This is a genomic window from Pseudomonas sp. FDAARGOS_380, assembly GCF_002591235.1.
GTDB classification, from domain to species: domain Bacteria; phylum Pseudomonadota; class Gammaproteobacteria; order Pseudomonadales; family Pseudomonadaceae; genus Aquipseudomonas; species Aquipseudomonas salmasensis.
In genome coordinates this window covers 5,577,093-5,591,753 of sequence record NZ_CP023969.1, presented here as the reverse complement: position 1 = coordinate 5,591,753, position 14,661 = coordinate 5,577,093, and the positions used below count along the sequence as shown (strand labels likewise).

4 protein-coding genes are annotated in these 14,661 nt (G+C 64.2%); 2 read left to right on the top strand and 2 right to left on the bottom strand.

Translation table 11 applies throughout. From position 1 onward, the window contains the following. Positions 1 to 400 precede the first annotated feature (400 nt). Positions 401 to 11,788, top strand: coding sequence for an autotransporter-associated beta strand repeat-containing protein (locus CRN80_RS25935; protein ID WP_098951873.1), 11,388 nt, complete (start codon positions 401 to 403; stop codon positions 11,786 to 11,788). Between the two features lie 114 nt (positions 11,789 to 11,902). On the opposite strand, the gene CRN80_RS25930 is transcribed toward CRN80_RS25935, so the two are convergent. After that, positions 11,903 to 12,574 carry a helix-turn-helix transcriptional regulator gene (locus tag CRN80_RS25930; protein WP_169918634.1) on the bottom strand — a complete coding sequence of 224 codons (672 nt, stop codon included), beginning with the start codon at positions 12,572 to 12,574 and terminating at the stop codon, positions 11,903 to 11,905. Between the two features lie 229 nt (positions 12,575 to 12,803). Further along, positions 12,804 to 14,048 (bottom strand): methionine gamma-lyase, encoded by a 1,245-nt coding sequence (locus CRN80_RS25925; RefSeq protein ID WP_098951870.1) that lies wholly within the window; start codon positions 14,046 to 14,048, stop codon positions 12,804 to 12,806. Positions 14,049 to 14,171: 123 nt separating this feature from the next. Here CRN80_RS25925 and CRN80_RS25920 point away from each other — a divergent pair, with 123 nt between their 5' ends. Further along, complete coding sequence (locus tag CRN80_RS25920; protein ID WP_014718112.1) at positions 14,172 to 14,642, top strand: Lrp/AsnC family transcriptional regulator; 471 nt, start codon at positions 14,172 to 14,174, stop codon at positions 14,640 to 14,642. Positions 14,643 to 14,661 lie beyond the last annotated feature (19 nt).

Here is a 14,661-nt window from a genome sequence, read left to right as displayed (position 1 = left end):
CATTTGCATCGATCAACGGTAGGAGCGAGCGTGCTCGCGAAAAACGCAAGGGCACCGCACTGTGTCTGGTTTGTCGCGTCATCGTTGAGGATTTTCGCGAGCAAGCTCGCGCCTACGGTGGGGGAGGATAGGGCGCTATTAGAGCGCTTTTTCACATTTGGAAACTTGTATTTTTGTCGCGACAGTCAATGGGTGTTGGCTCTCATCCCATTCTTACGCCGGTCTTACGAAAGTATTAATACCATTTAATTCAATGGCTTTCGCGCAGGTCTACTAACGTTTCGAAAAACTGGATCAGTAGTCACCACGGTCAGGTGTTTCGAATTCGATGCGTGTGGATCGTTGAAACAAGGCTTACACGCAGTCACGGATGAAAGGCTTGGACCACAAGGAGTAGAACGTGGATAGAAGACTTGCGACTGCCGCTTTACCTCGTATTTCTGCGCTTTCTCTTGCGATCCGCCTGGGAGTGGCCGGGTTGGTGATGGGGCTGGCGAGCCCGGATGTGTTCGCCGCCTGTAGCCCGGCGAGTCCCACCGCTGGAGCGACGGTGACCTGTACGGGTGTGCCGTCATTGCCGCTGTTACTCAATACCTTCAGCAGTGCAGTCAACAGCCTGACGGTCAACGTCAACGCGGGGGCGCAGCTCAATGCGACGTTGGGCGGTAAAGCACTGACCCTGAGCGGCAACAACACGACGTTGAACAACGCCGGCACCATTGACCCGGCACTCCTCGGATTGGTTTCGGTGCTGAGCGGTGGTGTGGTGATCGGCAACACGGCAGCCAGCGTGTTGAATATCACCAACAGCGCCACCGGCATCATGCGCGGGACTGGCGCGTTGCTGGGGCTGAACCTGGCCTCGCTGGACGGCATGGCCCTGAACGCCACTAACGGCGCAGGCGGCACCACCACGATCGTTAACAACGGTGTCATTGGTTCTTCCTCTTTGCTCGGCCTGACGCTGTTCGCCTCCGATACCCCGGTGGTGGCGGTCCAGGGTGGCGGCCAGGTCAATATGACGAATAATGGCACCCTGACCGGGCGCGTGGCGCTCGAGAGCTCCACTACAGGGAACACGTTCCGCAACACCGGCACCATCTCTGGCGGCGTGTCGATGGGGACCGCCAGTACCAACACCTTTACGGCAGTCACGGGGTCGCAAGTGACCAACGGCGGCGGCATTGGCGTAAGCCTGGGCGGACTGATCGGAGTGAACCTCACCTTTGCGCCCACCGGCCAGGTGGACGGCGGGGCAGGCGGCAGCAACTCACTGATCCTTGAAAACACGACGGGTGTCGGTGGTGGCAGTACGGGTACCGGCACGGCCTCAAGCGCCAACTATGTCAACTTCAACAACCTGGCCATCAACAGCGGCACCTGGACCTTGCTAGGGCCGCTGGTCAGCGGTAGCACCACGCTCAATGGCGGCGTGGCGCAATTCAATAACAACGCGACATTCGGCAGCGGTGTGCTCACGTCCAACGGCGGCGCTATCGAAGCCACCACTAACAACCTGACACTGGCTAACCTGATGACCCTCGGAACCGGTGGCCTGACGGTGCAGGGGGCTGCTACCGGGCTGACCTTGAACGGCCTGATCTCGGGCAGCACTGGCTTGACCAAAGTCGGTACGGGCGAATTGATCCTCAGCGGCGCCAACACCTTCCAGGGTGGTACCACCTTGAACGCCGGCACGCTTACATTGGGCAATGCCGCAGCGCTAGGTACCGGTGCCTTGACCGTGGCGGGTGCGGGTACTTTGCAGAGCAATGCTGCGCTGACAACCAGCAATGCGATTACCTTGAACGCCAATCTGACCGTCGATGGCGTGAACCCGCTGACCCTTGGCGGGGTTGTCAGCGGTGGTTCCGGGTTGATCAAGGAGGGCGTATCGAGCCTGGCGCTTACGGGCAACAATACTTACACCGGCGCCACGGCCCTCAACGCCGGTTCGCTGGTGGTTGGCTCCAATACTGCGCTCGGCGCCAGTGTGTTGAACGCCTCGGCGGGTACCACGTTGGATGCCAGTGCAGCAGTGAGCCTGGGCAATAACCTCAACCTGAGCGGTAACCTGACCCTTGGCGGCAGCAACGCGCTGACCCTTGGCGGCGTGGTGGCGGGCCTTGGCGGGTTGATCAAGAACGGCCCGGCGGATCTGATCCTCAATCAAGCGAACACTTACCTGGGCAACACGGCACTCAACAGCGGCAAGCTGGTGATTGGCGCTACCGATGCCTTGGGTGCGGGTACGTTGAATGCAGCCGCAGGCACGACCCTGGACGCCAGCACCACTGCCACGCTGACTAACGCGATCAACCTGGCCGGTAACCTTGGAATCGGTGGCAGCGCCAACCTGACCCTGGGCGGCACAGTCAACGGTGCAGGCAGCCTGACCAAAAACGGCACGGCCGGCCTGACACTCAGCGGCAACAATAACTTCCTGGGTGGCACCACCCTGAATGCGGGCAGCCTGACCGTCGGCAGCAACACCGCGCTTGGCCTGGGCAACTTGACTGTCGGCGGCGCCGCCACCCTGGACAGCACCTCGGCGGTGGCGCTGGGCAATAACATTGCCCTCAACGCCGGGCTGACCGTCGGCGGCGCCAATGCGCTGACCCTGGGCGGTGTAGTCAGCGGCGCGGGTGCGCTGATCAAGGATGGCCTGGCCAACCTGACCCTCAACGGCACCAACACCTTCAGCGGTGGCACCAGCCTCAACGCTGGCTCGCTGACCTTGGGCGCGGCAGGCGCATTGGGCGCAGGCCCCTTGACGGTCGGCGGTGCGGCAACCCTGGATACCAGCGCGACCTTCACCCTGGACAACGGGATTGCCTTGAATGGCGACCTGACGCTCGCGGGTAACAATGACCTCAACCTCAGCGGCGTGATCAGCGGCGCCAGTGCACTGATCAAAAATGGCTTGGCTGACCTGACCTTGAGCGGCAATAACACCTTTACCGGGCCATTGAATATTGTCTCTGGCAGCGTCACCACCGGCAGCGCCGGTGCATTGGGTAGCACCTCTGGCGTTGATGTCAGCGCTGGCGCTGCGCTGAACCTGGGCGTCGATTCCAGCCTGGCCGGCCTCAGCGGTGCAGGTAGCGTGGCAGTCGGCAGCGGTTTGAATTTCACCGTGGGTGGTGTGAACACCAGCAGTACTTTTGACGGAGACCTGAGCGGTGCGGGCAGCTTGATCAAGGTGGGCACCGGCACGCTCACGCTCAACGCAATCAATGGCATCACCGGTAACACGACGATCAACGCGGGCACCCTGGATGTCGATGGTTCCCTGGGCAGCGCGTTGGTCAACGTGAATAGCGGCGGCACCCTCACTGGCAGTGGCTCGCTATTGGGTACGGCGAATATCAATAGTGGCGGGCACTTGGCGCTGGGCAGTGGCACGACCTTGTCGGCCGCTGGCCTGAACATGAGTGCCGGGGCCAGTCTGGATGTGGCCCTCGGCGCGCCGTCGTTGACGTCGCTGATGAATGTCGGTGGCAATGTGAACCTGGCCGGCGACCTTAATGTGAGCGATGCCGGTGGCTTTGGCGCTGGTGTGTATCGCTTGATCAACTACACCGGCGGCTTGACCGGTGCGTTGAACGTCAACATGGTGCCGCTGGGTTATGGCCTGGGTGATCTGCTGGTACAGACTTCAGTGGGCAGTCAGGTCAACCTGGTGGTAGCGGCGCCGAATATTCGTTTCTGGGACGGCAGCAACACCATCGCAAACGGCAGTGTTGACGGTGGCAACGGCACGTGGACCGCGGGCGGCACCAACTGGACCTCGGCCGACGGCCTTTCCAACCAGACCTGGGGCGGCGGCTTTGCGGTGTTCCAAGGCGCGGCGGGTACCGTCAGCGTAGACGGCGTGCAAACCCTCACGGGCATGCAATTCGCCACCGATGGCTACAGCCTGGTCAATGGCACCGGTGGGCAGTTGAGTACCGGCAGTGGCAACTTCGCCGTGCGCGTCGACCCACTGGCGACGGCCACCCTCGGCGTGGAGATCACCGGCGCGGGCGTTCTGAACAAACTCGATACCGGCACGCTGGTGCTCAATAGCGCCAACAGCTACACCGGCGGCACCTTGCTCAATGGCGGCACGTTGGTGGTCGGCAGCAACACCGCGCTGGGCACTGGCACGTTGACCGCTGCGGCGGGCACCACGCTGGACAGCAACGCCTCCGTAACCCTGGGCAATGATGCGGTACTCAGCGCCAGCCTGACGCTCGGCGGCAGCAACGCACTGGCGCTCAATGGCGCCATCAGCGGCATCGGTGGCCTGGTCAAGAACGGCACGGCAGACCTGACACTCGGCGGCACCAATACCTTCCTGGGCCCCGTGGCCTTGAACGCAGGCGGGCTGATCCTGGCCAGCAATACGGCGCTGGGCGCGGGCGTGTTGAACGCCGCAGGCGGTACCACCTTGGACGCCAGCACGGCGGTCACCACCACTAACGCGATCAACCTGGCGGGCAACCTGGGCATCGGCGGCACCGCTGACCTGACCCTCGGCGGCGCAATCAACGGTGCAGGCAGCCTGACCAAGGAGGGCACGGCCAATCTGATCCTCAGCGGCGCCAACGCCTACCTGGGTGGCACCACCCTGAACGCCGGTACGCTGACCTTGGGCAGCGCCACTGCCCTTGGCCTGGGCAACCTCACTGTAGGCGGCGCGGCGACCCTGGATAGCACGGCGGCGCTGACAGTGGGCAATGGCCTCGTGCTTGACGCCAACCTTGCCGTCGCCGGCAGTAACGATCTGACCCTGGGTGGCCTGGTGACCGGCACGGCGGGCCTGACTAAAGACGGCGCAGCCAACCTGACCCTCAATGGCGTCAACACCTTCCAAGGCGGCACCACCCTCAACGCCGGCACGCTGACCCTGGGCACGGCAGCGGCCCTGGGTACCGGCGCCTTGAACGTAAACGGTGCCGCTACTCTGGCCAACAGCACACCGCTGGTATTGGCCAATGCGGTCAACCTCAATGCTGGCCTGACCGTGGGCGGTCTCAGCAATAACCTGACCCTGGCCGGCATGCTGGCCGGCAGCGGTAGCCTGGTGAAAACCGGCACGGCGGATGTGAGCCTGACCGGCACGAACACCTTCAACGGCCTGTTCGATGTGCAATCGGGTAGCCTCACCACCTTGGGCAATGCTGCACTGGGTGTCGGCGCTGGGGTCAACCTGGCGAGCGGTACTTCCCTGAACCTGGGCGGCAGCGCCAGCCTGGGCGCCCTCACGGGTACCGGGATTGCAACCGTAGGCGCCGGCAGCACCTTGAGCGTCGGCAACAATAATCTGGACAGCACCTTCGACGGGATCGTGGCAGGCCTCGGCGACCTGGCCAAAGACGGCACGGGCGCCTTGACCCTCGGTGGCCTCAGCGTGGTGACCGGCGATGCCCAGGTCAACGCCGGCAGCTTGCTCGTCAATGGCTCCCTGGCCAGCGCCAATGTGGCGGTGGGCAGTGGCGCCACCCTCGGCGGTACCGGCACCTTGCTGGGCAATGTGAGCATCGCCGATGGCGGCCACCTGGCCGTCAACTCCGGCGCGACCCTGACCACCGGTTCGCTGCTGCTCAATGCCAACTCCAACCTGGATGCGGGCCTCGGCGCGCCCGCCACTGGCGGCACGGCGCTGGTTCAGGTCAACGGCAACCTGACCCTGGACGGCACCCTCAACGTCACCGATATAGGCGGCTTCGGTGCGGGCATCTACCGCCTGATCGACTACACCGGTGGCCTGACCAACAACGGCCTGCAACTGGGCAGCCTGCCGGTGAACATCCCGGCCAGCGACCTGGACCTGCAAACTGCGATCGGCAACCAGATCAACCTGCTGGTCAACGGCAGTACCAATGTGCAGTTCTGGGACGGCAGCCAAACCACGGGTAACGGCACCATCGAAGGCGGCAGCGGCACCTGGAGTGCAGGCGGCAGCCAATGGACCGGCGTCAACGGCGCATTCAATACCGCCTGGACGCCCAACAGCTTTGCCGTGTTCCAAGGCACGGCGGGCACCGTCACGGTTGACGGCGCGCAAGCCGTCACCGGTTTGCAGTTCGTCACCGATGGCTACAACCTGGCCGGCGGCGCAGCGGGCGCCTTGACCCTGTTCAATGGCGTGGGTGGCAACACCGCCGTACGTGTCGATCCCGGCGTCACTGCCACCCTGGGCGTCGCGCTCAACGGCGGCGGCACCCTGGCCAAGCTCGACACCGGCACCCTGGTGCTCAACGGCGTCAACAGCTACACCGGCGGCACCGCCCTGGATGGCGGCACCTTGGTGGTCGGCAATGACAGCGCCCTGGGCAGCGGCGTCTTGACCACCGCCAATGGCACCACCCTGGACAGCAACACCGCGGTCAGCCTGGCCAATGCACTCAACGTCAACGGCAGCCTCACCCTCGGCGGCAGCAATGCCTTGACCCTGGCCGGCACCGTGGCGGGTACGGGCAGCCTGATCAAGAATGGTATCGCCAACCTGACCCTCAGTGGCAACAACACCTATGCCGGCCCAACCGCACTCAACGCAGGCGGCCTGATCCTGGCCTCCAACAGTGCCCTGGGCAGTGGCGCCCTGAACGCGGCCGCTGGCACCACCCTCGACAGCAGCACAGCGGTCGCCCTGGCCAACACGGTCAATCTGGCCGGCAACCTGGGCATTCTGGGCACCGCCGACCTGAGCTTGAACGGCCTGGTCAGCGGTAGCGGTGGGCTGACCAAAACCGGCGCGGGCAACCTGACGCTCAACGGTGCCAATGCCTACCTGGGCGGCACGCAATTGAATGCCGGTTCCTTGACTCTGGGCAATGCGTCGGCACTGGGCAGCGGTGCCTTGGCGGTCAATGGGGCAACCACCCTGGACACCAACACGGCGTTGGCCCTGGCCAATAACACCAGCCTGAATGCAGCGCTCACGGTCGGCGGTAGCAACGACCTGAGCCTCAACGGTGTGGTGGACGGCACGGGTTCGTTGACCAAGGCCGGTGGCGCCAACCTGACCCTCAACGGCGCCAACACCTACAGCGGCGGCACGGCGCTCAATGCCGGCACGCTGACCCTCGGCAGCACCACAGCCCTGGGCTCGGGCGCGTTGACCGTCGGCGCTGCGGCGACCCTGGCCAACAGCACGCCGCTGGTGCTGGCCAATGCGGTCAATCTTAATGGCGACCTCACTGTCGCTGGCAGCAACAACCTGACCCTGGCCGGTGTACTCGCTGGCAACGCAGCGCTGATCAAAAATGGCGCGGCGGACCTGCTGCTGACCGGCAACAACAGCTTCAGCGGCCCACTCACTGTGGCGGCGGGCAGCGTGACCACGACGGGTAATGGTGCGCTGGGCACCACCTCCGGCGTCACTGTCGGCAGCGGCGCGAGCCTCAACCTGGGTGGCGATGCCAACCTCAACAGCCTGGCCGGCAACGGCACGGTGCAGGTGGCTGGCGGCGCTACGCTGGCGGTGGGTGGCAGCAACCTGGATAACAGTTTTGGCGGTGCGCTCAACGGCGCCGGCAACCTGGATAAAAACGGCAGCGGGGTGCTCAACCTGAGCGGCACCAATGCCCTCAGCGGCGCGGCCACCGTCAACGGCGGCACCTTGAATGTCACAGGCTCACTGGCCAGCGGCACGGTGGCAGTCAACAGCGGCGCGACCCTGGCCGGCAGCGGTTCATTGGCCGGCGCGGTGACTGTGGCCGACGGTGGGCACATCGGCCTGGCCACCGGCAGCACGCTGTCGGTGGGCTCGTTGGTGCTGGGGGGCAACTCGAACCTGGATGTCGGCCTCGGCACTCCGGTGCTGGGTGGCGGCACAGGCCTGCTGAATGTCGGCGGTGACCTGACCCTGGACGGCAACCTCAATGTCACCGATATCGGCGGCTTTGGCAGCGGCGTCTACAACCTCATCAACTACACCGGAGCCTTGACCGATAACGGCCTGGCCCTCGGCACACTGCCAGGCAGCGTGGTGCCGGGCGACCTGCAAGTGCAGACCGCGGTCACCAACAAGGTCAACCTGCTGGTGACCGCGCCCAACACCACCGTGCAGTTCTGGGATGGCAACAGCCTGATCGGCAACGGTGCGATTGACGGCGGCACCGGCACCTGGAACGCGGGCAATACCAACTGGACCAATGTCGACGGCACCCTCAACCAGGGCTGGGTCAACAGCTTCGCGGTGTTCCAAGGCGCGGCGGGCAACGTGACGGTGGACGGCACGCAGAACATCACCGGCATGCAGTTCGTCACCGATGGCTACACCCTGGGCGCTGGCACGGCGGGCGTGCTCAACCTGGTCAATGGCGGCACCGGCAACACCGCGGTGCGCGTCGACCCGAACGCCACCGCCACCCTGGGCGTGACCCTCAACGGCGCCGGCACCCTGGCCAAACTCGACAGCGGTACCCTGGTGCTCAACGGCAGCAATGGCTACACCGGCGGTACCGCGCTAAACGGCGGCACCCTGGTGGTGGGCAATAACAGTGCCCTGGGCACTGGCGCTCTGACGGCGGCAGGCGGCACCACCCTGGACAGCAACGCGGCGGTCAGCCTGGCCAATGCGGCCGTGCTCAACGGTGCCTTGGCGGTGGGTGGCAGCAACGCACTGACCCTCGACGGGGTTATCAGCGGCAGCGGCAGCCTGGTGAAAAACGGTGCGGCCGCGCTGACGCTCAATGGCGTCAACAGCTACAGCGGCGGCACGGGCCTGAACGCCGGCCAATTGATCCTCGGCAATAATGCTGCCCTGGGCAGTGGCGCTTTAACGGTCGGCGGCGCGGCGCAACTGGATGGCAGCACCGACCTGCAACTGGCCAACACCCTCAACCTGGGCGGCCCGCTGACCCTGGCCGGCAGCCACGACCTGGCGCTCAACGGCGTGATCAGCGGCAGCGGCAGCCTGGTGAAAAATGGCAGCGGCGCGTTGTTGCTGACCGCTGCCAACACCTACAGCGGCGGTACCACGCTCAACGGCGGCAGCACCACCGGCAACACCACCAGCCTGCAAGGCGCTATCGCCAACAACGCGGCGTTGACCTTTGAGCAAGCCAGCGACGGCACCTACACCGGCAACCTCACCGGTACCGGCGTGTTGAACAAAACCGGCACCGGCGCGTTGCTGCTCAGCGGCAACAACACCTTTACCGGTAACACCAACGTCAATGCCGGCAGCCTGCTGGTCAACGGCACCTTGAACAGCGCCGCGGTGCAAGTCGCCAGCGGCGCGACCCTCGGCGGCAGCGGCACCCTGGGCGGTGCGGTGAACATGGCCGACGGCTCGGTGCTCAAGGCTGGTGCCGCGACGCCACTGTCGGTGGGTTCGCTGGCCTTGTCGTCGGGCACCACCCTGGACTTCGCCCTCGGTGCGCCGGGTGCCTCCAGTACAGCGGTGAACGTGGCGGGCAACCTGACCCTGGACGGCACGCTCAACGTCAGCGATACGGGCGGCTTCGGCGTCGGTGTGTACCAACTGTTCCGCTACGGCGGCAGCTTGACCGATAACGGCCTCACCTTTGGCACCTTGCCGGTGGCACTGGGCAACCTGAGCCTGCAAACGGCGCTGGCCAACCAGCTCAACCTGGTGGTGCAAACCACCCCAGGGCAGATCCAGTTCTGGAACGGCGGCACCACCAACCCCGATGGCAGCATCAGCGGCGGCAGCGGTACCTGGGGCCCAGGCACCAACTGGACCGACCCCACCGGCACCCAAGGGCAGGCGTCCACCAACCAGTTCGCCGTATTTGGCGGGCAGGGCGGCACCGTGACCGTGGTCGGCAACCAAGGCTTCACTGGCCTGCAAGTGCTGGACGCCGGCTACACGCTGGTCGCCGGCGAGGGCGGCAGCTTGAGCCCCACCAATGCGGCGGATGGCAGCCTGGCGCCGGTGCGGGTCAATTCCGGCGTGACCGCTCAGATTGATGCACCGCTGGTGGGAACCGGCGGCATCAACAAGCTGGATGCCGGCACCTTGCTGCTGACCGGCGCCAATACCTACACCGGCGGCACCACCGTCAGTGGCGGTACGCTGGCGGGCACCACCACCAGCCTGCGTGGCAGGATCCTCAACAACGCGCGGTTGTTGTTTACCCAGCGCACCAATGGCCAGTTCAGCGGCACCTTGAGCGGCACCGGTGCGCTGATCAAGCAAGGCGCAGGCGCGCTGTTGCTGACCGGCAACCAGCCGTTCAGCGGCACCGTGGCAGTGGAAGAGGGCGTGTTGCAAGTGGGTAACGCGGCCAACCCAGGCGCGGTACTTGGCGGCCAGGTCACCGTGGCCAACGGTGCAGGGCTGACCGGTAACGGCAGTGTCGGTTCGCTGGTCAACAACGGCTCGGTGACACCCGACGGCGGCAAGCTGACCGTGGCCGGTAACTTCACCAACGCCAGCACCGGTGCGCTGAACCTGGTGATCACCCCATCCACCACCGGCTCTTTGGCCGTGGGCGGCACCGCCAACCTGGGCGGCACCTTGAATGTGGTCAACCTGGCACCCTATGCCGGCGCCACCACCTACACCCTGCTGACAGCCGGCGCGGTCAACGGCACCTTCGCCACCACCAACCTGGAGAACCTGGCATTCCTCACTACCGCGTTGAACTACAGCCCAACCCAAGTGGCCCTGGCGGTCAGCCGCAACGACGTCAGCTATGCCAGCGTGGCGGCCACCGGTAACCAGCGCGGCGTGGCGGCGGCGTTGGGTACAGGTACCGCAGTCGGTGGCGCAGCGGTGCAAAACGCACTGCTTAACGGTGATGCAGCGGCGGCACGCGCGGCCTTTGACAGCTTGTCCGGCGAAATCCACGCCAGCACCGCCAGCGCCATGCTTGAAGACTCGCGTTACGTACGTGACGCGGTCAACGAGCGCCTGCGCCAACCCGGTTGCTACCGCGAGGACGACCCGCGCAATGCTCTGGCACCTAGCGAGAACCACCTGAGCAGCGCCGGTTGCCACGGCGAGATGGTCGGTTGGATGCGGGTGCTCGGTACCTGGGGCCATATGGGCGGTGACAGCAACAGCGCCAAGCTGGACCGTAACCTCAGCGGCTTCCTGCTCGGTACCGATAAGCAGGTGGACGACGCCTGGCGCGTGGGCGTGGCCGCCGGCTACACCCGCAGCGACCTGGACGCCAAGCGCCGCAACTCCAGTGCCGATGTGGACAGCTACCACCTGATGGCCTACACCGCCTACCAGCAAGAAGCCTTCGCCGCACGCATGGGCGTGGCGTACAGCTGGCATGACATCGAAAGCAAACGCAACGTGGCCGTCGGCGGCGAGGGCCAACGCCTCAAGGCCGACTACAAGGCACGCAGTGCGCAGGTGTTCGGTGAAGTCGGCTACACCATTCAAACCCCTACCGTGGCCCTGGAACCGTTCGCCGGCCTGGCCTACGTCAACTACGACAGCGACACCATTAAGGAGAAAGGCGGCTCGGCAGCCCTGCGCGGCGATGCCGACCAAGACATCACCTACTCGACCTTGGGCGTGCGCATTGGCCAGACCATCACCCTGGGCAACGGCTCGAAAATCACCCCACGGGGCAGCATCGGCTGGCGCCATGCCTTCGGTGACACCAAGCCCGACGCCGACCTGAGCTTTATCAATGGCGGTGGCTCGTTCAGCACCCAGGGCGTGCCGATTGCCAAAGACAGCGCGGTGGTGGAAGCGGGCCTGGACTACCAGATCAGCCAGAACGGCAGACTGGGCCTGGGCTATTCGGGCCAACTCTCGCGCAACGACAAGGACCACGCCGTGACGGTAAGTTTCTCCCTCGGTTTCTGATCAAGGCCGAGTTTTCTTGAACCGCCCGCAAGGGCGGTTTTTTTGCTGAAAGCTGGGCTTGCCCGACTACCCGTGTAGGAGCGAGCGTGCTCCCACAGTTTGATTGGCGTCAGCTCAGAAACGGGTGCCGTCTTCGGTCGAGTACATCCACCGCAACAACGAATGCCGCCCGCTGATCCCCAACTTGATCGCCGCACGCTTGAGGTAGCTCTCGATGGTGTTGACCTTCAACGCCAGTTGCTCGGCCAGCTCCGGCGCGGTGCGCCCGGCCAGCAGGCCCACGCACACTTCCAGTTCACGGTTGGACAAGGTCAGCCCCGATTGCACCAGGCGCTCCTGAATGCGTCGGCGCAAGGTGTCGATGCCCTGGTGTTGCGGCACTGCCGACGGGCTGTCCGGGAGCGATGGCTGCAGCGCAGTGATGTGTTTTTCCACCATGGGCAGCAACAGCGTAGAGAAGTCCTGGAGCATGCTGCGTTCTTGCGCAGAAAAACTCTCGGACGGGTGCGAGCGATACACCGACAGTACGTAGCGCACATCGTCCTTGCGGCGCGTGAGGTGCAGTTGTGCGGCGAGTTGCTCGCTGCCCAGGGCCGCCACCGAATCGGTGTACACCGGGCTGATTTTGCGGCGGCCAAGGCCTTCGCGGCTGACGTGCAATTGGGTGATATGGGTGGCGTCCACTGCCAGTTGGGTAAGGATCAGGTCATGCAGCATGCGTGGGAAATGGCGGCTGCCGGTGCTGGCGATGACCTTGCCTATCTGTGGGAACAGGTGTGAGTTCATCAATTCGTCCATGAGTTTCGTGCAGGTATTGGGCCTTATAGTGACGGGGATTAAGAAGGTAACTAATGTGAATAACCTGCAGTGATAGTGCGTCCCGCCGCTGACATGCTAGTACAGGCTGGCTGAAGGAGGGGGATCCAATCTGCGAAAAAAAACATTAAGCAGGCATAGCGGCAGTCGGATCCTTCCGACCGCCGCCCGGGCACCGCAAAACGCGTGGGTTTGGGCGCTATTTCATCGCGTACGCCGCTGTCGTGGTGGGCCGCAGGTTGGCACCGTTGCACTTGGCCAGGGCTTGTTGGATATCGGCCAGCAGGTCGGCAACGTCTTCAAGCCCCACCGACAACCGCACCAGGCCCTCGCTGATACCGTGCTGCGCCCGTTGCTCGGGGGTGTAGGTGGAGTGGGTCATGCTCGCCGGGTGTTGGGCCAGCGATTCGGCATCCCCCAGGCTGACCGCGCGGGTGAACAGTTGCAGCGCGTTCATGAAGCGCTGGCCGGTCTCGATGCCACCCTTGAGTTCAAAGGCGATCATGCCGCCGGGCAGTTTCATTTGTCGGTTTGCCAGTTCGTATTGTGGGAAAGAACGTAGCCCCGGGTAGGTCACCCACTGCACGGCCGGGTGTGCCTGCAACGCCTCGGCCACCGCTTGGGCGTTGCTGCAATGGCGGTCCATGCGCAGGCCCAGGGTCTTGAGGCCGCGCATCAACAACGCGGCGTCCTGGGGCGACATCACCGCGCCGGTCAGGTCCTTGAGCCCTTGCAGGCGAATGCGCTGGGCCAGGGCCTGGTTGCTCACTGCGATGCCCGCGGTGATGTCGCCGTGGCCGCTGAGGTATTTGGTGGCCGAGTGCACCACCACATCGGCGCCCAGTTCCAGGGGGCGCTGCAGGTAGGGGGTGCAGTAAGTGTTATCGACCACCACGGTGACATTCGGCTGTTGATGGGCCAGTTCGGCCACGGCGGCGATGTCGATCAGGCGCAGGTTGGGGTTGGCCGGAGTCTCGCAGTAGAGCATGCGGGTGGCCGGGGAGAAGGCTGCTTGCAGGGCGTCCAGGTCGGTCAGGTCGACATGCCGCACCTTGATGCCGAATTCGCCCAGGCCATGGTGCAACAGGGCGAAGGTACAACCATAAAGCGTCTGGCTGACGATGATCTCGTCGCCTGGGCGCAACAGGGTCCAGAACGTCGCGGCAATCGCGCCCATGCCGGAGCTGAACGCTACGGCGGCCTCGCCGTTTTCCAGGCTGGCCATGCGTGACTCCAGCAGGGCCAGGGTCGGGTTGGAAATGCGCGTATAGAAGTGGCCGCTGGCTTCGCCGGCAAAGCAGGCGGCGCCGTATTCGACGGTGGGGAAGGCGAAGGTGGCAGACAGGTAGATGGGCGGGACGAGGGCGCCGTGGTGGTCAACGGGGTCATAGCCGTGGTGGATGGCACGGGTAGAAAAGCCGAAGCTGGTGTGTTTAGTGTGCATGTCGGGCGCTCCTTATTTCCTACAATGCTATGCTCATAACCACGCATGAACCTTGCAAAAAAGCCCGGGAAAACCTGCGTTTGTGGATCAAACATCGATGAAAATAATGATTAGAGGCACGTTATGCCCATCAAGCTGGACCGTACGGATAAAGCCCTTTTAAACGCGTTGCAAGGCAATGCCCGCCTGACCGTGGCCGAGTTGGCCGAGCGGGTGGCCCTCACCACGTCACCCTGCTGGCGCCGGGTGCGCACCCTGGAGGAGAGCGGGGTGATCAGTGGCTATCAGGCGATCCTTTCTCCCAAGGCGTTGGGTTATGGGGTGACTGCGTTTGTCAGCATCATGATGGAGAGCCACACCCAGGAAATCGCCCGGGCGTTCGAGCAGCGGCTGTTGGCGATTCCGGAGATTGTGGCGTGCCATAACGTTTCGGGGCGCTATGACTTTTTGCTGGAGGTGGTGGCCAAGGATTTGGAGTCGTTTGGTGAGTTTGCGCGGGAGGTTTTGCAGACGTTGCCCTGCGTCAAGGAGATTTATTCGAGTTTTTCGTACAAGTCGGTGCGGCCGTTGCGGGTGATTCCGTTGCCGGGTTGACGGGGGGCTTACGGCGTCT

Coding starts and splice junctions, on each gene's coding strand:
- CRN80_RS25930 (WP_169918634.1), bottom strand. CDS start 12,574: ATGAACTCACACCTGTTCCCACAGATAGGCAAGGTCATCGCCAGCACC.
- CRN80_RS25925 (WP_098951870.1), bottom strand. CDS start 14,048: ATGCACACTAAACACACCAGCTTCGGCTTTTCTACCCGTGCCATCCAC.
- CRN80_RS25920 (WP_014718112.1), top strand. CDS start 14,172: ATGCCCATCAAGCTGGACCGTACGGATAAAGCCCTTTTAAACGCGTTG.